We start from the raw sequence: 19,190 nt of genomic DNA on the forward strand, positions 1-19,190 counted from the left end.
CGTTCGCGCTGGACCAACTGGCCACGGACGCCGCCGCGCGGGCCCACGCCCTGCTCACCACGGGCCGTGACCCGGTCGGGCGGCTGACGCTCTGGGAGGACGCGGTCCGCCTGGCCGCGGCCCGCCCCGGCTCGGGGCTCACCGCGGGCACCCGGGCGCTCTACTCCTCCCTCGCCTCCGCGGCGGGACGTACCCCGTCCGAGCTGGCCCGTGCGGTCGCCGCCTGGCGCCAGGGCGGACCGGAGGGCCTCGCCGTACTGGAGGAGCCGTGGGACCCGCCGGCCGGCCGGTTCGACCGGGCCCGGCCGCTGCTCCTCGCCGCCGACCTGCCCGCCTTCCGCCCCTGGCGCAACCACCTCACCCACCCCCACGGCCACGTCCAGCTCCGCCTGGGCCGAGACGGCCTGTGGTACGCCTACGAGTCCGAGCCGGGCCACGAGGACTGGTGGCCCAGAGGCACCCCCGACCTGGACCCGGTCGGGGCCCTGACGGGCCTGGGCATGGCGAACGATCTCTGAGGGGCCGCTGAGATCTCGCAGCAGCCGCGGCTGTCGGAGTGGACCGTGGTCAACCACGGCCGACAGGTCATGCGCCGCTTGGACGTGCCCTCCCGCATCCATGTCGCGCAGTGGGTCATGGACCGCCAACGCCGCAACGACCTGGGAAGGGCGCGAACCGAACGGCGGCCGCACCCCAGTCACGAACGCCGGCCGCGGCCCGGCACACACGAGGCCGGGCGCCGACAGACCGTCCAGCGCGCTCGGAGCCGACCGCCGACCCCCGTTCGACAGACGCGGCGGGGCACCGGCTGCCACTGAGCACGCGCGGGGCCCAGGTGCGGGGGGCCGGGGGTACCAGCCGCTGCCGTCCGGCGGGCGGTCTCGGCCCGGCTCGGCTTGTCGCCCACCGGTGCGGCCGGACATAAGCGCACAGTGCCTTGACCGTCTCTCGGGGGACAAGGAGTTCTCATCCGTCGTCGGGGCGGATGCGGTTCACGACATTCCTTTCTTCTGCAGTCTGCCGGGCACCGCACGACGAAGGCGCCGACCGCGGTGTGTCATGCCTTCAAGCCTGGAAGGGCGGCCGCCTCGCGCCCATCCGGCAACTGTCGGGTCCACCCCCGCCTAGTGGCTGAAGAAGATCGTCGTCCGGTCGCGCCGGACCGGCCTCGCCCTGCCCTGGTGCGACTGGGCGCCAGGACGCTCGCCATCACCGCGGCCGCCCTCGCCCTCGTCACACCGTGGCTGGCCTTCGCCCTGAACTCGCTGCTGACCCAGCCGATCCAGCAGAGCATCAACGCCTACGACCCGCTCCACCGGCTCAGCGACATGGGAGTGCTCGATCTGCTGCTCGCCGGCTTCTACCCGACGATCACGTGGATGTCGTTCGTGATCACCGGTATGGCGCTGGCCCGCCTCGACCTGTCCCAGGCCGCCGTTCAGCGGCGCCTGGCCGCACTCGGCGCCGCCCGCCGCCAGTGCCACGGAGACTCATCATGTGGAGTGCGTTGCCACCCCGGCCTCCGGGGGTGGCAACGACTCCCGTGCCCGGCCTCGATGCCGGCGAGACCCCGACCGGAACCAGGGCGTGCTGCCGGGCTGTGGTTCAGGCGTCGATGATGACGGGGATGATGAGGGGCTTGCGGCGGTGGGTGCGGAACGCCCAGTTCGCCACGGCGCGGGCGAGGAGTTGTTCGAGTTGGCGGGCGTCCCCGACGCCTTCCTCGGCCGCGGTGGCCAGGGTCTTCTCGATGACGGGGATGACCGGCTCGAAGGTGGTGTCGTCGTGGACGAAGCCGCGGGCCAGGAAGTCGGGGGCCTCGGCCAGGGCGCCGGTGTCCGCGTCGACGATCGCCACCACCGTGACCACGCCCTCCTCGGCGAGGGTGAGGCGGTCCTTGAGGGACGCTTCGGTGGCGCCTCCGACCTCCATGCCGTCCACGTACACGTTGCCGGCGGGGACCTTGCCGGTGATGGACGCGCGCCCGTCGACGAGGTCGACGACGACACCGTCCTCGGCGATGACGACCCGGTCGGGGTCGACGCCGGTACGGATGGCGAGGTCGGCATTGGCCCGCAGGTGGCGCCATTCGCCGTGCACGGGCATGACGTTGCGGGGCTTGACGACGTTGTAGCAGTAGACGAGCTCGCCGGCGCTGGCGTGCCCGGAGACGTGCACCTTGGCGTTGCCCTTGTGGACCACGTGGGCGCCCCACCGGGTGAGGCCGTTGATCACCCGGTAGATGGCGTTCTCGTTGCCGGGGATGAGGGAGCTGGCGAGCAGGACGGTGTCGCCCTTGCCGATGCGGATCATGTGGTCGCGGTTGGCCATCCGTGACAGCGCGGCCATCGGCTCGCCCTGGGAGCCGGTGCACACCAGAGTGATCTTGTGGTCCGGGAGCTTCTCCAGCTCTTTCGTGCTCACGACCAGACCGGACGGGACCTTCAGGTAGCCCAGGTCACGGGCGATGCCCATGTTGCGGACCATCGACCGGCCGACGAAGGCGACCTTGCGGCCGTGCTCGTGGGCGGCGTCCAGGACCTGCTGGATGCGGTGCACATGGCTGGCGAAGCTGGAGACGATGACCCGGCGCGGAGCGGTGCGCATCACCTGCTCGATCGCCGGGTTCAGCTCGCGTTCGGAGGTGGTGAAGCCGGGAACCTCGGCATTGGTGGAGTCGGTGAGGAACAGGTCCACGCCCTCCTCGCCGAGGCGGGCGAAGGCGCGCAGATCGGTGATGCGGTCGTCGAGAGGGAACTGGTCCATCTTGAAGTCGCCGGTGTGCAGCACCATCCCGGCTCCGGTGCGGATCGCGACCGCGAGGCTGTCCGGGATGGAGTGGTTGACCGCCACGAACTCGCAGTCGAAGGGACCGAAGCCGCGCCGGTCGCCCTCCCGCACCCGCACCGTGCGCGGCCGGATGCCGTGTTCCTTGAGCTTGGCTTCCAGGAACGCCAGCGTCAGCTTGGAGCCGACGACGGGAATGTCGGACCGCTCGCGCAGCAGGTACGGCACGCCGCCGATGTGGTCCTCGTGGCCGTGGGTGAGTACCACGGCCACGATGTCGTCCAGACGGTCCCGGATCGACGTGAAGTCCGGCAGGATCACATCCACGCCGGGCTGGGTCTCCTCGGGGAACAGCACGCCGCAGTCGACGATGAGCAGCTTGCCGGCGTGCTCGAAGACGGTCATGTTGCGGCCGATCTCCCCCAGGCCGCCCAGGGCGACGACCCGCAGCCCTCCTGCGGGAAGGGGCGGGGCGGCTTTGAGCTCGGGGTGCGGATGACTCATACCTTGACGTTACCCCGAGAGCGGGACGGGGTGATCCAGTGCCTGTGGAAACCGTCCGGCGGCGTCCAGTAGATCCAGGACATCGGCGTAACGCCAGGTCAGGGCTTCATGGTCGGGGGGACTCCGCAGAGTCGGTGCTGTTTGTGTGCCCGGCTTCGTCAGTGTTCGGAAGGCCATCGAAACCGTGCGAAAGATCTACGTGATCTCTGCAACTCGTGGCTTGCCCAGTAGTACAGAGGGCGGCTGAGGCCGTGAGGTGCAACCACGCGCAGTCGGGGGGCTGCGCGTCGTGACGTGGAGGACACCGTCTTGCCGTGGGGGTCAGGGCGCGGCGACGGCGGCCGGTGCGACACCGAGCGCCTGGGCCGGCAGGGCGCGCGAGTGGGCGCGGGCCGCCGGGTCGGCGACGACCTCCTGGACCATGACCCCCTGGACGCCGGTCGCCTTGGTCATCTGCTCGATCTGGTCCCGGACGGTGGTGGGACCGCCCGCGAGCAGACGGGGCCGGCGTCCGTCGATGACCGTGAGGGTGTCCTTCTCGGCCTGGGTCGGCTCACGTGCGGCCACGTCCACGGTCGGCACGTCCGGGGCGGCGCCGGTGCGGGCCAGGCAGGCGAGCAGGGTCCGCGTCGACCAGCTCAGCCGCCGCGCCTCGGCGTCGGTGTCCGCCACGACGGCGTTGACCGCGAGGATCGACCGGTGTCCGGCCAGCCCCTCAGGGCCACCGGCGAAGGACGCACGGTGGCGCAGCAGGCCCGGGAGGCCATGTCCGGGTTGATGAAACCGGCGAACGCGTGCCCCAGACCGCACCTCCCGGCGAGCGTGGCGCTGCTGCCCGAGGAGCGAAGCAGCCACACCTCCGACCGGGTCGGGATGCCGGCACGCGGGTTCAGCCGCGCGAAGGGACGGTCTTCCGGGAAGTCGCCGTGCAGGCCCCGATCCCAGCCGAGCTGACACCTCGCCACATCGAGGATCTGCGCGGCCCGGCCGGCCTCTACCTGCTTCCCGGCCCGTCGTCTTCCGGCTGCTCACCGCCCGCCGGGCGTGGGGCTCCACCGTGCATTCCGTGCATGCGGATCACCGCGTACGTCTCTCCGTTCCCGGGCGGCCGCGTCCACGAGCGGGTGACGAACGTGTGCAGCCGCCCCTCAACGAGGGCATGACGCGGCAGACAGGCACTGAACTCCCCGGCCACCGCTGCCAGCAGCGACCGTTCCGTCCCGACGCCGTCCACCACGTCACCGAAGAACCGGCTCGGATCCAGCGCCCGCGGTATCTCCCCGCTTGAACGGACCTCTCCGTCCGCGTACGTGAACGCGTACTGCTCGGTGCCGTCTCGCGCTACCGAAAGGTGGAAGAACGGTTCCCCGTGCCATGTCCTCAGGCCGCTCCACACCACCACCGCGCGGGTGCCCGTGCTGGCAGCCTCGGCCGGCGAGACGAACCGCTGCCGGTGGAACGGGGCGGGGTCGCCGTCGAAGGCGAAGCTCCAGCCGGTGCCGGCCCGGCCGATCGCCATGAGAGCCCTGTCGTCGTAGGACGAGAACTCTCTTCGGTCGCGCAGCGAGTGGTGGCGTGCCTCCCAGAAGGTCATGGGTTCGTTCAGTACCGTGCCGTCCCCGTCCGCGAGCCGTCCGGGCAGCTCCTCCGGACCCACCCCCTCCACCAGGACGAACCGATACGACGTGCGGTTGTTGCCCGGGTCCGGCTCCGCGAGCCACGCCAGGCCGCCCGGGTCGAGCCCGGCCGTCGGTGTCGGTGCCTCACCCGCCTGCCCGCCCCTCGGCGTGGACAGTAACTCGCGGCCCCGCTCCGGGGTCAGCAGCGGCCCGAGGACGGGGTCGGCAACCCACCCGAGCGGCGCCAGGTGGTCAGGTCCCAGCGGCTCCCACAGGGGCACAGCGTCCTTCAGCGTCCGCCACGCCCTGTCGGTGTCTCCCCACCGCGCCAATTCCCGCGCCCGCTCGACCGCTTCCCCGAAGGGTCCCGCCGCCGCGTACCGGTACGTGCCGTTCCTGACCTGATCCAGCGTCGCGTGAGCCAGTGACACCACGTCGTCGCCGGCGCCCCGCAGATGGAACGTCAGCGTGGAGTCGTCCCGGTACGAGTGCGCCGCGTGCTCGGCGACCAGCGGCGGCAGCAGATCGGGCGCGTACCGCGGATCCGTCACCAAGTCCTCGAAGTAGACCATGTAGGTCTGTCCGAGCAGGCGGCGTATCTGGTCGCCCAGCCCGGCGGCCCGCGGTCTGCCGTACCCCTTGGCCTCGTCCAGCGCCTTCCCGGCCCGCTCCCAGCCGCCGCGCAGCGCCTCCAGCCGGGCCTCCGCCACGAGGGAGTCCAGCTTTTGCGTCGTGTCGTTGACGAACACCGGCTCCTCATCGCTCCGTTGGGCGCGCAGGCTGTGGAACTCCCGGTGCATGTCCCGCATGAACTCGAGGAAATTCGCGTGCCGCTCGGGTGGCTCGGCCAGCCAGCTCGCCCACGTGTAGACAGCCCACTCGCCGTCCTCGTCCACGTCCTCGGGATCCATGAGGACGTGGGTGGCGTCGGACTCGACGTCGAGCTGCAGCCCGCGCCGCCAGATGTCCGCCTCCCGCCGCTCCTCGGGCCCGGCGTCCTCGTCCAGGTACTCCTCGAACGTGTCCGCGAGTCCCGACTCGTTGTTGTGCCAGTGCGCGTCCTCGGTCCCCGCCAGCAGCCACACGAACCCGCCCGCGTGCCGCCACCCGTCGCTGACCTTGAGGAACTCCCGGTACGACGGCGGCATCCGCCGGCCGAGGCGTTCTTCCATGGCTGCGATCCGCTCTTCGGAGGCGGGTGGGAACCCCAGCCACCGCGCCCGCCGGGCGGACTCGTCGTCCTCGCCCCGCGTCTCGCCGTCCGGCAGGGAATCCGCCCACTCCCCGCTCCACCTGAGCAGGAAGGACCGCCAGTCGAATGCCGTGGTGTCCGTCATACGTCCGATGTTGCCACCCGCCACTGACAGCGCCCCGCCGCTCGCTGCGGCGAGCGGGACCCTCTCGGAGTGTGTGTCACGTCACGCACTCCGGGGCTGTCTAAGTTGCGTGCATCACAGCGGAAATGTCCATTTGGCGTCCATGCTCGACGCGGATTCGACGCCCGAAATGCAGCGAACCGGCATCGACTTGGATCCGAAGTGCCGAAGTGATCCATGACACAGCACTCGTGATGTTCCCCCTTGATTCCCCTTAGAAAGGTGCCCATTATGGCCGCTTACCTCTGCCCTCCTGCCGTGATACACGGCGAACACGCCGTGCAGACCAGCCAGATCGTGGCGGAAGTGAGCGGCCGGCACCCGGACGCCGCGTGGGCGCCGCGGATCGAAGGCATCGCTGCCGGCACGGGCATCGAAACCCGCGGGTGGATGCTGCCGCTGGAGACCGCCGTCGCGCCTGGCGACGGGAGCGGCCTGCGGGCTGCCGGCATCGTGCCGGCCCGCGAGGCGCTGGCCCGCGACGGGTTCACCGAACAGGACGTGGACCGCGTGATCGCCGCCCTCGAGGCGATACCCGCGCCGCAGACCGTCCAGGAGCGCACCGCGCCGGCCTGGGCGGCCGTGCAGTCCTACGGGGAGCGCGCGGCACGCGGGGCCCTGCAGATCGCCGGGCTGGACGCCGCAGACGTCGACTGCTTGATCACCAGCCACTCCACCACTCCGGCGCTGCCGGGGCTGGACGTCGCCCTGGCCAACCAACTCCCGCTGCGCAACGACGTGATGCTGCTGCCGGCCACGCAGTGGGCCTGCGTCGCCGGGACCCGCTCCCTGGCCCTGGCGGCGGATCTCGTGGCCGCGGACCCCGACCGGGTGGTCCTGGTCGTGATCGCGGAGGCGCTGAGCACGACCTACCAGCCCGCGGACGACACTCTGGAGTCCCTGATCGTCCGGTTGCTGTTCGCGGACACCGCGGTCGCCGCGGTGGTCACGGGCCGCCCGAGGCCTGAGTCGGTGCTGCGGCTGGACGCCGCCTGGCACCACACTCTGCCCGGCACCCGGGACCTGCACCGCCTGGAGACCAGGGCGGACGGCGCCCACTTCGTGATGGACCGGCGCGGGCCGCGCGCCGTACAGGAGACGGTCACCGCGATGTGGGAGTGGTTGCACCTCCGCTACCAGGACGACCCCGACTCCTGGCACCCCGACGTTCTGCTCGCGCACCCCGGCGGGACCCGGGTGCTGGAGTACATGGAGCAGACGATGCCCGACGGGTGGCCGTCGGGGCTGCTGGACTACAGCCGGGACAGCTACACCAGCGGCAACCGCGGAGGCGCCGCCGTGTTCGACATCCTGCGCAGGGCGCACGACGCCGGGCAGAAACCGGGCGATCGTGCCGTCCTGTACGCGGCGGCCCCGGGCCTCACGGCCACCGCCCTGCAGGGGGAGTGGCTGTAGCGCGAGCTCGCGCCACCGGCACCAGCGGATGGGCGGTCCGTACCAGCGGACGGGCGGCCCGTACCAGCGGTTAGACCGCCGGCCGCATGCACCACCGGGTGTACCGCCGCTGACCCCGCTTGCCGAACGCACGCCGCCCGACCCACCCGCGGCCCCGTTACGTCCCGACTGCCGCCCAGACCACTTTGCCGGTGTCCGTCCACCGCACCCCCCACCGGGTGGTGAGTCTGTGCACGACGTGCAAGCCACGACCACCGTCGTCGAGGAGCCCGCCCGGGCCCAGCCGCGGCCTGCCGTTGCCGGTGTCGCCCACCTCGCACAGCAGCCCGTGACCGGCCCTGATCAGCCGTACCGTGATGGGGCCGCCGGCGAAGCGGACCGCGTTGGCGACCAGTTCGTCGACCACCAGCACCACCCTGTCCCGGGTGTCGGCTCTGGTGTGCCATCGCTCCAGCAGTGCGGAGACCAGGGCGCGGGCCCGGGGGGCGGCATCGTCGCGGGCGGGCAGCCGCCAGGTCGCGGTGTCTCCCTTGCGGTAGCCGAGCATGCGCGCGAGCAGCAGGGTCACGTCGTCGCGCCGGCGCACAGGCGCCAGCTCGGAGACCACACGCCGGGCGGCCTGCTCCAGGGCGTCCCAGGGGTGCACCGTGGACACGGCGTCCGCCAGCCTGCCGATGCCCTCGTCGATCGATGCGGCGGGATCCTCCACCAGGCCGTCGGTGTAGAGGGCGAGCAGCGAGCCCGGGGGTGCGGCGAACGCCTGCACGTCGAACGGCTCCCGCAGCGCGAACTCGGTGCCCAGGCCGGGGTGGGTGCGGACTGCGAGCGGGCCGGCGGGCCCGTCCGGGGGCACCAGGACCGGGGGGAGGTGGCCGGCGCTGGACAGCGCCACGCGGTGGCTGACCGGGTCGTATACGGCGATGCAGCATGTCGATCCGAGGGCGCTGTAGCCGGCCGCCAGCCCGGACTCCGCGTCGTCCAGCAGCGACACGGTCTCGTCCAGGTGCTCCAGTACCTCGTCGGGCGCCAGCCCCGCGGACAGCAGCGCACGGGCCTCCATACTCAGCTGTCCCATGGTCGCCGCGGCTCCCAGACCGTGGCCGACGACGTCCCCGACCATCAGCGCGGTACGGCCGTCCGGCAGCGGAAAGCTGTTCACCCAGTCACCGCCGACGCCCGCGCTGTCGGGGGTGGCCGGCTGGTAGACGCTGGCGGTCTCGATGGTGTCGCCGCCGGTCCGTGGCAGCAGCCGGCGCTGCAACGCGAGCACCTGCGTGTGCTCGCGCTGGTGCTGACGGGCCAGGTCGACGTGATGAGAGGTCCTGGCCACCAGTTCCTGCAGGTCGAGCAGCTCGCTGTCACCGAAGGGGCGGCCCGCCCTCCGCCAGACCTCCGCCACCCCCAGGACGACGGGCGGCGTGCCGTCCAGCACCAGCGGTATGCACGCCACGGCCGCCGCCCGGTCACCGGGCACCAGGGTACGGACCAGCCGCGGACTGCCGAGGACCCGTTCGATCGCCTCCCGGTCGGGTATGACGATGGCCTGAGCCGCATCGTCACGCCGTATCGCTTGCGACAGCAGGCGACTCGCATCGCTGGGAAGATCGTCGCCCGGAGTCACGTAGCCGTCGGGCCACGCCCGGTCCGGCACCAGGGCCGCCCGCCGCAGCCGGACGCGCCCCTGCTGCTGCCCGGTGACCCCCTCGCCCGTCCACACGGCGAAGTCGAGGTCGATGGCGGCCACGTCTCCCCAGGCCAGCAAAGACTCCGCCAACGACTGCGCGGTCTCGCCGATGTCCAGCGAGGTGCCGATCGCGGTCTCGGCGGCGTACAGGTGCAGCCTCCTGGCCATGGCGATCAGGGAGACGGTCAGGCCCTCCTGAGGCGCCGCGGCGGTCAGGATGCTCATCGAGACCACCAGCTCCGACCCGTCGCCGCGCCGCAGGCGCTGGACCCGGGCGACGTGCGGCTCACCGGTCTCGAGGACCTGCCGCAACCGCCGTGTGACCGTCGGTACGTCCCCGGGGGGCAGAAGATCGACGAAAAAGCTCCCGGTCGCGGCGTCCAGCCCTGTGAAAACGGGGGCGTCCAGGTTGCAGCGGATGATCCTCAGATCCCGGTCCAGGTTGACCGCACCGAGAATCTGCTCCTGACGGCCGGGCGCCGGGTTGGCCGGCACGCGTGGGCGGGCGGCGCGGTCGCCCTGCGCGCCGGCGGCCTCCGCCGCTCCGCAGCGCGGGATGTACTGCCCCAAGGCGCTGCTGACCATGTCGAACGGCGACGAAGACGAGGGTGAGGATGTGGCGTCCATGCGGCTCTCTCAGCTCGCTCGCCAACCCCGGCACGGCGCCGGGGCCCGACCAGAATCCGTGCGACAGGGTCCTCGGATTCCTGACCGCACACCTCATTCAATAACACCCGGGGCCCCTTCGCCCACGCCGGCGGATCTGGGGCCGTCCGGCCACGGCACCGTCTCCTACCAGGGAGCCGTCAGGTTCGGACCGGCCGTGCGAGATCCCGTGAGAGATGAGAGGGACTGACGGGGGAGCGAGACACCACCGAACACCCTGCACTACCGCTCGCCCGGCGGCACCTGCCCGCCGAACTCGGTTCGTTCAAGACCGCCCACAGGCGCTTGATCAGATGACTGCGCGGGTGGCCAGGTCGAGCCAGCCAGCCAGCCTGCCAGCAGCCTGTCGGCCAGCCGGCGAGGCAGAGCCAGCCCGCGCCGGTCGGGATGTACGTGATGTCGCCGGCGATCTTCGTGCCGGTGCGGTCGACGTGGAAGTCACGCCCGATCAGCTCAAGGCGAGGTGGATGACGGTGATCTCGTGCGCGAGCGCCTCATCGGCCCGGTAACGGGCCTCGCGCCCGGCAGCGGCCGCGACCCGGCGCGTCCGCGCTCAACCCGCCCGCCGTCGGCGTGGACCACCTGGCTGGGCCTCCCTGGCCTTGTTCACTCAACCGCGCACGCTCTGGGCGCACCATCGTGCCCGAGCAAGTCCCCACCTGTGGTGATTTACGCGTCGGAGTCGAGCTCAGCGAGGCACCGGATCTTCCGAGGCGGGCAGCGGTTCTGCGGTCTTCGGGACCAGCGCGCGGATGGAGGGGGTGGCGACCATGGCGAGGGTGGCGAGCAGGATGAGCGCGGCGGCCGCGTAGAGGGTGGCATGGAGGCCGAGGAAGAGTACGGCGGGTCCGGCGGCGAACTGGGCGAGCGGGAGCGCGAGGTAGGAGCCGAGGTCGTCGTAGGCGTAGACGCGGGCCAGGCGGCCCTCGGAGATCTGCTCGTTGAGGGTCGAGTACCAGGCGACGCCGGCCTGCTCGACACCCACGCCGGCCACGAAGTTGGCCACGACCAGCACCCAGGTGTACGGGGCGAGCGCGAGCAGCAGCGGGGTCATCGCCGTCAGGCCCATCAGCGCGCAGCCGACCAGGATCGCCCGCCGGGGCCGCCAGTGCAGCGACAGCACGCCGCCGGCGACCGCGCCGAGCGAGGACGCGGCGACGGCCAGGCCCCAGCCGGTGCGGCCGATCCCGGTGGTGTCGGCGACGGCCGGGCCGAGGACGGTGAACGAGGCGGTGATGCCGGCGTTGAGGAAGCAGAAGGCCACCACGATCACCCACACCCAACTGCGGGAGGTGAACTCCTGCCAGCCGACGCGCAGTTCATGCACCAGGCCGGGGCTGGGCGCGGGCGGCGCGACCTGGACTCGGACGAGTGCGAAGGACGCGGCGGCGAGCGCGAAGCTGAGCGCGTCGACGGCCAGGCCCCAGCCGGGGCCGACCGCGGCGACCAGTACGCCGCCCAGCGAGGCGCCCACGATCATCGCACTGCTGCCCGCGATCCGGGAGAGCGCGAGGGCGGCCGGCGGGACTCGGCCGGCACGGACTGGGGCAGCAGGGCCTGGGCGGCGGGCTGGTAGCAGGAACTTGACGCCCCGTTGACCGCGGCGAGCACCATGAGCAGCGGGATGGCGGCGCTGTGGGTGAGGACCAGGCCGGCGACCACCGCCTGGCTCACGGCGCTGACCACGCTGCTGCCGACCAGCAGCGGGCCACGCGGCAGCCGGTCCGCCAACACCCCGCCGAACAGCAGGAACAGGATGCTGGTGARGGAGTGGGCGCCGACCACCAACCCGAGCGAGCCGACCGAGCCAGTGGCGTCGAGCACGGCGAAGGCCAAGGCGATCGGCGCCACGGCGTTGCCGAGCAGGTTGGCCGTCGTACCGATGAAGAGGTGACGGAATGGGTGGTGACGCAGAGGCGCCAGGGCGGCAGACACGCGCCTGATCGTTGGGGCTGGGCGGCGCGCCCGTCAACGGATTATGGAACGGGCACCGGCCTTGCACCCCGAGCACCGCGCCCCTCGCGCCAAGCCGGGGGGTGTGTCCGGTGTCGGTGGACGTCTCAGAACATCGCCTGGATGATCCCCACGGTGCGCGTCAGGTGCGGCTCGGCGCGGTCGGCGCGGTGGGCGACGGCCAGCTCCACGCGTGCGTCGGGCCCGGCCAGCGGCAGGTAGGCGACGCCGTCGAGCGCCAACGCGGTCACGGGCTCGGGCACGACCGCGACGCCGAGGCCGCCGGCCACGAGCGTGACCAGCGTCGAGGTCTCGCCGACCTCGTGGCGGATGTGCGGCTCGACGCCGGCGTCGCGCAGGAGGCCCAGGACGACGTCGTACATCACCGACCGGCGGCCGGCGGAGTGCACGATCAGGTCAGCGCCCGCCAGGTCCGCTGCCCGCAGCCGTTTCCGGCGGGCGAGCGGGTGGTCGACCGGTGCGGCGACGACGAGCCGGTCCCGGCGCAGGGTGTGCACGGTGAGGGAGAGGTCGGCCGCCGGAGGGCGCAGCAGCGCGACGTCGATCGCGCCGGTGCGCAGCGCCTCGACCTGGTCGGGCGCGAGCATCTCGCCCCGGAAGGAGAAGTCGACGCCGGGAAGCTCCTCCGTGAGCCGCCGCGAGAGCGCGGGCAGGAGGCTGTACGTCGCCGAGCCCACGCACCCGATCGCGAGGTGGCCCACCGCGCCGGCGGCGACGAGCCGTGCGTGGTGGGCGGCCTCGTCGACGTCGGCGAGGATCGCGCGCGCCCGCTCGAGGTAGGCCCGGCCGGCCTCGGTGAGGTCGACTCGGCGTGTGGTGCGGTGCAGCAGTGCGACGCCGAGTTCGGCCTCGAGCCGGCGGATCTGCGTGGAGAGCGGCGGCTGGGCCATGTGGAGCCGCTCGGCGGCGCGACCGAAGTGGCGCTCCTCGGCCACCGCCACGAAGTACCGCAGGTGGCGCAGATCCATATGCTGTCCGTATCAATAGGCTCGGATATGCGTACTTCAGAATATCGTGGCCCGGGATTAGCGTCGCTGCCATGAGTGCTTTCATCTACGCCGCGACGCGGACGCCGTTCGGCCGCTTCAACGGTGCGCTGGCCGGCGTCCGCCCCGACGACCTCGCCGCCGCCGCGATCACCTCGACGCTCGCCCGGGTGCCGGGCCTCGACCCTGCCGCGATCGACGACGTGGTGTGGGGCAACGCCAACGGCGCCGGCGAGGAGAACCGCAACGTGGGCCGCATGGCGGCGCTGCTCGCCGGACTTCCGGTGAGCGTGCCCGGCACCACGGTCAACCGGCTGTGCGGCTCCAGCCTCGACGCGGCGATGACGGCCGGCCGGACCATCGAGTCCGGCGATGCCGAGGTGGTGCTGACCGGCGGCGTGGAATCGATGACGCGTGCGCCGTGGGTGCTGCCCAAGGCGGCGAAGCCGTTCCCGGCCGGCGATGTCACCGCGGTCTCGACCACGCTCGGCTGGCGGCTGGTCAACCCGCGCATGCCGAAGGAGTGGACGGTCAGCCTCGGCGAGGCCAACGAGCAGCTCCGGGAGCGCTTCGGGATCTCCCGCGAGCGGCAGGACGAGTTCGCCGCCCGCTCCCACCAACTCGCCCAGGCGGCATGGGAGTCGGGCTTCTACGACGACTTGGTGGTGCCGGTCGAAGGCGTCGACCTGACCCGGGACGAAGGCATCCGAGCCGGATCGACACCGGAGGTCCTGGCCGGTCTCAAGCCGGTCTTCCGCACGCCGGAGCAGGGCGGCACCATCACCGCGGGCAACGCCAGCCCGCTCAACGACGGCGCCTCCGCGGTGCTGCTGGGCAGCGAGAAGGCCTCGGCCACGATCGGCGCCGACCCGATCGCCCGCATCGCCGGCCGAGGCGTGATGGCGCTGGAGCCCCAGGCCTTCGGATACGCCCCCGTCGAGGCCGCCAACCGTGCGCTGGCCCGGGCCGGCATCGGCTGGGACCAGGTGGGCGCGGTCGAACTCAACGAGGCCTTCGCCGTGCAGTCGCTCGCCTGCCTCGACGCGTGGAAGGTCGACCCCGGCATCGTCAACCAGAAGGGCGGCGCCATCGCGATCGGGCATCCGCTGGGCGCCTCGGGCGGCCGCATCCTCGCCACGCTGGCCAAGGTGCTGCGCGAGACGAAGCAGCGCTACGGCGTCGCCGCGATCTGCATCGGGGTCGGTCAGGGGCTGGCCGTCGTACTCGAGAACTGCGACGTCACGGAGTCGGCCCAGTGAGCCGGGCGGAGATCGTCGAGAGCGCGGATGCGGCGGTCGCCGGGATCGAGGACGGCTCCACCGTTCTGGTCGGCGGCTTCGGCCTGGCGGGCATGCCGTTCGATCTGATCGACGCGCTCATCCGGCAGGGTGCGAAGGACCTCACGATCGTGTCCAACAACGCCGGTAACGGCGATGTCGGGCTGGCCGCGCTGCTGGCCGCCGGCCGGGTGCGCAAGGTGCTCTGCTCCTTTCCGCGCCAGGCCGACTCCTGGGTCTTCGACGGCCTCTACCGCGAGGGGAAGATCGAGCTGGAGGTGGTGCCGCAGGGCAACCTCGCCGAGCGGATGCGCGCGGCCGGTGCCGGCATCGGCGCGTTCTACTGCCCGACCGCGGTCGGCACACCGCTCGCCGAGGGCAAGGAGGAGCGTGAGATCGACGGTCGCAAGTACCTGCTGGAGTACCCCATCAGGGGCGACTACGCGCTGATCGGCGCGCACCTCGCGGACGCGATGGGCAACCTCGTCTACCGAAAGACCGCCCGCAACTTCGGACCGGTCATGGCCACGGCCGCGACGACGACCATCGTCCAGGTCGACGAGGTCGTCGAGCCCGGAACGCTCGACCCCGAGGCCGTCGTCACCCCGTCCATCTACGTCGACCGGGTCGTCCAGGTGGCGGCCCGTCACTACACCGTGCAGGGGGCCCGATGACCACCACGTCAACCGCCACGTCATCCGCCACGTCGAGCGGCCAGGCGTATGCCGGAGCGCCGAGGAGCGCCGAACACCGGCTCTCGATGGACGAGCTGGCCGCCGTCATCGCACGCGACATCCCGGCCGGTTCCTTCGTCAACCTCGGTATCGGGCAGCCCACCAAGATCGCAGACCATCTGCCGGCCGACTCCGGGGTGGTGCTGCACACCGAGAACGGCATGCTCAACATGGGCCCCAAGGCCGAGGGCGACGCGGTCGACCCCGACCTGACCAACGCCGGCAAGGTCCCGGTGACCGAGCTGCCGGGGGCGGCGTACTTCCACCACGCCGACTCCTTCGCGATGATGCGCGGCGGGCACCTCGATGTCTGCGTCCTCGGGGCCTACCAGGTCGCCTTCAACGGCGACCTCGCCAACTGGCACACCGGCAGGCCCGACGACATCCCCGCCGTCGGCGGCGCCATGGACCTCGCCATCGGCGCCAAGGACGTCTACGTGATGATGACGCTCTTCACCCGCTCCGGTGAGCCGAAGCTCGTGCCGCAGTGCGCCTACCCGCTCACCGGCGTCGGCTGCGTCAGCCGCGTCTACACCGACTGCGGCGTCTTCGACGTCGGCCCCGACGGCGTACGGATCAGGGAGACGTACGGCGTCAGCGCCCACGAGCTCGCGGAGGGACTCGGCATCACGCTGTCTTAGGGGGCCTTGCTTCGAGGGCGCCGAGCGCCGAGCCGAGGGCGTCGCGGTCGCCGTCGGTGAGGGTACGCAGCGCGGACGCGAGCTGCGCCGCGGCGATGTTCCCGACCTCGCTGGCGACGTACTGAAGTACTGCCGCTCGGAGAGCTTGGGGCGCACGACTCACCGGGCTGGACCCACAGGACATCGTCCTGGCCGTCGGCGACTGATTCCCCTGCCGTGGCTGCTGCGGCGGTGGTACGGGCGTGGAGCCGGTGATGCTCGCACGGGCCACGCAGCGCCCCACGGTCGCGGGAGGTGGAAAGCCGGAACCGGATCTGATCGGTATTCACACCCCAGGGCGACTGCTTGTGCGCCGACTCTTCGGGTACAGCGTGTGCACGAGCGCGATATCCGTACTCCGTGCTTACTGAAAGTGACATGTTCGTGACCTATCTCAACGGCCCCCGAGACCAGGCGGAGGGCCCGGGCGACGGCGTGGAAGCTGTCGCACTGGAGATCGCTGGTGCCGTGGAGAGTCTGACGAACCTGTGGTCACTGGCCGTGCAGGAGGCGCCCCTGCGGTTGTCCGTGTCTCAGCTGCGGGCACTGCGTGCCCTGCAGACCGCGCCGGGCCTGAACCTCACGGCTCTGGCGGAGCGGTTGGACGTGGGGCTGCCCACTGCGAGCAGGCTGTGTGACCGGCTGGAGGCGGCGGGACTGCTGGAGCGGACGTTGCATCCGCTCAACCGTCGTGAGGTGCAGCTGTGTCTCACGGCGAGTGGTCTGCGTGTTTTCACTGACGTGGCCGAGCGGCAGCGGCGGGCTCTGGCCGCTGTGCTGGAGGTCATGGATCCTGCTGAGCGCACGGCGTTGAGCCGTGGCATGAGGGCCTTTCTCGCGGCTCAGGACGCGGCGCTGCCGCAGACCGGGGACCCGAGTAAATTGTCGCCGCCGATGGCATAGGCGAGCTCCAGGTGGGCTCCGATGACGTACTCCTCCCGGGGCGCAGCCGCGCCCTGGGAGGAGCTGCCACTGCATCTCGGCGGCCAGGGTGAGGCGCCGGGTGCGGCGGGCCTGCACATACAGGTCGGTGTCGCGGCCGGCAGGACGGTCAGTCCGTAGTCGGCCAGGAGCAGGACCATCTCCTGGGCTGCGAAGCGGTCGGCCAGGAGGCGGCGGGCGGTGGCCTGGAGCGCGTGGGGCGGGACCGCGCGCAGTTGGCTTTCGGCGGACCGCACCGGTTCAGCGGACCGCACCGGTTCAGAGGCATTCACGAACATCCACCCTCTCCCCCTGTGGCCTTCACGCGATCGCCGTGAAGTCCTGTCCGGAGGGATCAGGACGAACGGCCGAGGGATTTCGCCCCGGCCCCGGATGCGGGGGAGCAGGGGCGCGGCACACGGCGCTGGACGTCCTGGGCGGGCGGTGGCGGCGGCGACGCGCTGGTGCGGCACAACAGCAGACAGACGTCGTCGTCCCCAGCGGAGTCGTACAGCATGGGCGTGAGCAGTGCTTCGGCCGCCACGTCAAGGTCGTGTTCCAGTTGCCGCGTGCTCAGCGCGGCCAGCGCCCGGGCGAGACGATCGATCCCCGTGTCGATGCCCAGGGCCCGGCGCTCCACGAGGCCGTCGGTGTAGAGGGCGATGGTCGAGCCGGGTGTCAGCTCAATGGTGTGCTCCTCGTAGGTGTACGGCAGGGGGACGCCCAGCATGATCCCGGGTTTGGTGTCCAGGACGGTCACGGCTCCCTCGGGTGTGCGTACCGCGGGCGGCGGGTGTCCCGCGGACGCCCAGGTGGCGGTGGGCTCGCCCGGTCGGAAGCGGACGATGGCGGCGGTCGCGTACAGGTCGGGCTGCTGGTGGCGCAGCAGCCGGTGCAGACGGGTGAGGATGCGGCCGGGCCCGTCCTCCTCGGCGGCGTAGGCGCGCAGCGCGGTGCGCAGTTGGCCCATCATCACGGCCGCGTGCAGACCGTGCCCGGTGACGTCTCCTATGACGGCGAGCAGGCTGCCGTCGCGCTGTTCGAAGGCGTCGTACCAGTCGCCGCCGATGTTGAGCCCGTGCGTGGCGGGCAGGTAGCGGGCGGCCAGGTGCAGCCCTTCGGTGGTGGGCAGGTCGGTGAGCTGGGCGCGTTGGAGGGCTTCGGCGGTGTCCCGGTGCTGTTCGTAGCGCAGGGCGTTGTCGAGGGCGATACCGATGCGGCGGGCCAGTTCGATCAGCATGACGCAGGTGTCCGGGGCGAACCGGTCACCGGGGGCGCGGAGCGTGAGGACGCCTATGACGTGGCGGGCGGTCAGGGGGATGCACAGCAGTGGCTGCGTCGGCGCCAGTGCGGAGGGGGGCAGGTCGTCGATGCCGGGCAGACCACTGGGGTGGGCGGCGGCGTGCTGTGGGCGTCCGGTGCGGGCTGCGGCGGCGGCTGCGGCCGGGCGATGGCCGATGCGGGAGGTCTCCTCGTCGTGCAGGAGCCAGACGCCGGCTTGACTGGCGTACTCGGGAACCAGCAGGCCGGGCAGGCGGCGCAGGATGTCCTCGTGGTCGAGGGAGGCGGTGACGGCGGCGCTGGCATCGGCCAGGAAGGTCAGCAGACGCCGGGCGTTCTCCGCCTCGGTGCGAGCGGCCCGTTCGGCGTCGAGCAACTGGCGCTGCAGGAGCGCGGCGGCTTCGAGTTCGGCGTGGAGGGCCAGTACGCCCTGGTTGGTCTGGTGCAGCTCTTCGCGGTGGAAGCGGACCAGCTCTTCCTGCTCGTCCAGCCTGCTCAGCACCGCTGCGGTGTCATCGTCGGCTGCGAGAAGCATCTCGGCGAGGGCCGCGTCGCCGGCGTCGGCGGCACGGGGACCGGGCGGCTGGGCCGGCGGGGAGCAGGTGAGGGTGCGAAGCCACGGCGGCGGGTCCTGCGGCGGATGTCCGGCCGGGCGCACAGCGGCGCCGACGTGTCCGGGTGCCTCATCGGTGGCCGGCCGGGTGGTGATGAGCAGTTCCCAGACTCCGCTCCGGTCGAGGCATGCGCGAAGCCGCGCCGTCAGAGAGGTCAGGAAGCGGGTGCGTTGAACGAGCGGCACGTCGGCGTCGGCCAGGAGACGGGCAACCGTCGTCCGGGCTCGGGCCGCGTCGGAGACCGAGCCGATCTTCCACAGGTCAGAGGTGACGGTCATGAGCTGGGGCCCAGTGCTGTGAGGACAGTACGGCCACGTGTCGTTCGGTGGCGTCCATCGGTGGCGTCCCTCGGCCGGGGAGCCCGTCGCCGTGCATGACCAGGAGGCTGTCCGGCTGCCAGGGCGCCTGCTGGACGGGCACGGTGGCCGGGAATGCGGCGACGACGATGCCTGGGTGGGAGACGATGCCTGGGTGGGAGACGAGCGGCTGCCATCCGTCGGTGGTGTGCAGGCGTGCGCCGACGTTGCCGGCCCCGGCGAGATACAGCTGCCCGGTTGGCCGCGGTCGAGGCGTGTGCGGCCTCGGGCCCGTGGTCGAGTCCGTCGGCGAGCATCAGGGTCACCCGCCTGTCGCCGATGCCCTGGTCCAGGCATCGCCTGAGTCCTCGGCCT

At 71.9% G+C, this 19,190-nt stretch carries 13 protein-coding genes and 3 pseudogenes; 7 read left to right on the top strand and 9 right to left on the bottom strand.

Features of this window, described 5'->3' with window-relative positions; translation table 11 throughout:
- Together CA983_RS03685 and CA983_RS03695 are read left to right on the top strand one after the other, a co-directional pair.
- Nucleotides 1-518 (top strand): annotated as a pseudogene (locus tag CA983_RS03685) (SWIM zinc finger family protein); the annotation flags it as partial.
- A gap of 660 nt (nt 519-1,178) precedes the next feature.
- Nucleotides 1,179-1,469: pseudogene (locus CA983_RS03695) on the top strand (DUF418 domain-containing protein); the annotation flags it as partial.
- Nucleotides 1,470-1,605: 136 nt separating this feature from the next.
- Here CA983_RS03695 and CA983_RS03700 read toward each other — a convergent pair.
- From CA983_RS03700 to CA983_RS03710, 3 genes are all read right to left on the bottom strand, one after another.
- A complete protein-coding gene (locus CA983_RS03700) occupies nt 1,606-3,291 on the bottom strand; it encodes a ribonuclease J (protein ID WP_086599432.1) in 1,686 nt (561 codons plus the stop codon).
- A gap of 321 nt (nt 3,292-3,612) precedes the next feature.
- Nucleotides 3,613-3,963 (bottom strand): hypothetical protein, encoded by a 351-nt coding sequence (locus CA983_RS03705; RefSeq protein ID WP_086599433.1) that lies wholly within the window; start codon nt 3,961-3,963, stop codon nt 3,613-3,615.
- A gap of 322 nt (nt 3,964-4,285) precedes the next feature.
- On the bottom strand, nt 4,286-6,247 hold the full coding sequence (locus tag CA983_RS03710; RefSeq protein WP_086599434.1) for an SMI1/KNR4 family protein: 1,962 nt from the start codon (nt 6,245-6,247) through the stop codon (nt 4,286-4,288).
- A 270-nt stretch (nt 6,248-6,517) separates the two neighbouring features.
- Between CA983_RS03710 and CA983_RS03715 the strand changes: the two genes are divergently transcribed.
- Nucleotides 6,518-7,702 (top strand): beta-ketoacyl-[acyl-carrier-protein] synthase family protein, encoded by a 1,185-nt coding sequence (locus tag CA983_RS03715; protein ID WP_086599435.1) that lies wholly within the window; start codon nt 6,518-6,520, stop codon nt 7,700-7,702.
- A gap of 157 nt (nt 7,703-7,859) precedes the next feature.
- Here the strand turns inward: CA983_RS03715 and CA983_RS03720 are convergent, their stop codons facing one another.
- The 4 genes from CA983_RS03720 to CA983_RS03730 all read right to left on the bottom strand — a co-directional run bounded on the left by CA983_RS03720 (nt 7,860) and on the right by CA983_RS03730 (nt 12,994).
- Nucleotides 7,860-10,013 carry an ATP-binding SpoIIE family protein phosphatase gene (locus CA983_RS03720; protein WP_086599436.1) on the bottom strand — a complete coding sequence of 718 codons (2,154 nt, stop codon included), beginning with the start codon at nt 10,011-10,013 and terminating at the stop codon, nt 7,860-7,862.
- Between the two features lie 727 nt (nt 10,014-10,740).
- Nucleotides 10,741-11,532 (bottom strand): MFS transporter, encoded by a 792-nt coding sequence (locus CA983_RS48840; RefSeq protein WP_208636880.1) that lies wholly within the window; start codon nt 11,530-11,532, stop codon nt 10,741-10,743.
- The gene (locus CA983_RS48845) at nt 11,529-11,987 is read right to left on the bottom strand and encodes an MFS transporter (RefSeq protein WP_279628413.1); all 459 of its coding nucleotides are present in this window, start codon (nt 11,985-11,987) and stop codon (nt 11,529-11,531) included. Before CA983_RS48845 ends, CA983_RS48840 begins: the two co-directional genes overlap by 4 nt.
- 125 nt (nt 11,988-12,112) lie before the next feature.
- Nucleotides 12,113-12,994, bottom strand: coding sequence for a LysR substrate-binding domain-containing protein (locus tag CA983_RS03730; RefSeq protein WP_086599437.1), 882 nt, complete (start codon nt 12,992-12,994; stop codon nt 12,113-12,115).
- A gap of 71 nt (nt 12,995-13,065) precedes the next feature.
- Between CA983_RS03730 and CA983_RS03735 the strand changes: the two genes are divergently transcribed.
- The 4 genes from CA983_RS03735 (at nt 13,066) to CA983_RS03750 (ending at nt 16,606) form a co-directional block, all read left to right on the top strand.
- The gene (locus tag CA983_RS03735; protein WP_086599438.1) at nt 13,066-14,271 is read left to right on the top strand and encodes a thiolase family protein; all 1,206 of its coding nucleotides are present in this window, start codon (nt 13,066-13,068) and stop codon (nt 14,269-14,271) included.
- Nucleotides 14,268-14,963, top strand: coding sequence for a 3-oxoacid CoA-transferase subunit A (locus tag CA983_RS03740; protein ID WP_086599439.1), 696 nt, complete (start codon nt 14,268-14,270; stop codon nt 14,961-14,963). The genes CA983_RS03735 and CA983_RS03740 overlap by 4 nt, the downstream gene beginning before the upstream one ends.
- Nucleotides 14,960-15,664 (top strand): 3-oxoacid CoA-transferase subunit B, encoded by a 705-nt coding sequence (locus CA983_RS03745; RefSeq protein WP_086599440.1) that lies wholly within the window; start codon nt 14,960-14,962, stop codon nt 15,662-15,664. Before CA983_RS03740 ends, CA983_RS03745 begins: the two co-directional genes overlap by 4 nt.
- Nucleotides 15,665-16,081: 417 nt before the next feature.
- Nucleotides 16,082-16,606 (top strand): MarR family winged helix-turn-helix transcriptional regulator, encoded by a 525-nt coding sequence (locus tag CA983_RS03750; RefSeq protein WP_086599441.1) that lies wholly within the window; start codon nt 16,082-16,084, stop codon nt 16,604-16,606.
- On the opposite strand, the pseudogene CA983_RS49800 reads toward CA983_RS03750, so the two are convergent.
- Nucleotides 16,585-16,747 (bottom strand): annotated as a pseudogene (locus CA983_RS49800) (phosphatase); the annotation flags it as partial. The gene CA983_RS03750 and the pseudogene CA983_RS49800 overlap by 22 nt on opposite strands.
- A 232-nt stretch (nt 16,748-16,979) precedes the next feature.
- Nucleotides 16,980-18,797 carry a PP2C family protein-serine/threonine phosphatase gene (locus CA983_RS03760; protein WP_086599442.1) on the bottom strand — a complete coding sequence of 606 codons (1,818 nt, stop codon included), beginning with the start codon at nt 18,795-18,797 and terminating at the stop codon, nt 16,980-16,982.
- Nucleotides 18,798-19,190: the final 393 nt, after the last annotated feature.

Source organism: Streptomyces swartbergensis (assembly GCF_002148965.1).
In the GTDB taxonomy this organism is placed as follows: domain Bacteria; phylum Actinomycetota; class Actinomycetes; order Streptomycetales; family Streptomycetaceae; genus Streptomyces; species Streptomyces swartbergensis.

Excerpts from the sequence above, each read along its gene's own strand:
- CA983_RS03700 (WP_086599432.1), bottom strand. The coding sequence starts at position 3,291 with ATGAGTCATCCGCACCCCGAGCTCAAAGCCGCCCCGCCCCTTCCCGCA.
- CA983_RS03710 (WP_086599434.1), bottom strand. The coding sequence starts at position 6,247 with ATGACGGACACCACGGCATTCGACTGGCGGTCCTTCCTGCTCAGGTGG.
- CA983_RS03715 (WP_086599435.1), top strand. The coding sequence starts at position 6,518 with ATGGCCGCTTACCTCTGCCCTCCTGCCGTGATACACGGCGAACACGCC.
- CA983_RS03720 (WP_086599436.1), bottom strand. The coding sequence starts at position 10,013 with ATGGACGCCACATCCTCACCCTCGTCTTCGTCGCCGTTCGACATGGTC.
- CA983_RS48840 (WP_208636880.1), bottom strand. The coding sequence starts at position 11,532 with ATGATCGTGGGCGCCTCGCTGGGCGGCGTACTGGTCGCCGCGGTCGGC.
- CA983_RS03730 (WP_086599437.1), bottom strand. The coding sequence starts at position 12,994 with ATGGATCTGCGCCACCTGCGGTACTTCGTGGCGGTGGCCGAGGAGCGC.
- CA983_RS03735 (WP_086599438.1), top strand. The coding sequence starts at position 13,066 with ATGAGTGCTTTCATCTACGCCGCGACGCGGACGCCGTTCGGCCGCTTC.
- CA983_RS03745 (WP_086599440.1), top strand. The coding sequence starts at position 14,960 with ATGACCACCACGTCAACCGCCACGTCATCCGCCACGTCGAGCGGCCAG.
- CA983_RS03750 (WP_086599441.1), top strand. The coding sequence starts at position 16,082 with ATGTTCGTGACCTATCTCAACGGCCCCCGAGACCAGGCGGAGGGCCCG.
- CA983_RS03760 (WP_086599442.1), bottom strand. The coding sequence starts at position 18,797 with ATGACCGTCACCTCTGACCTGTGGAAGATCGGCTCGGTCTCCGACGCG.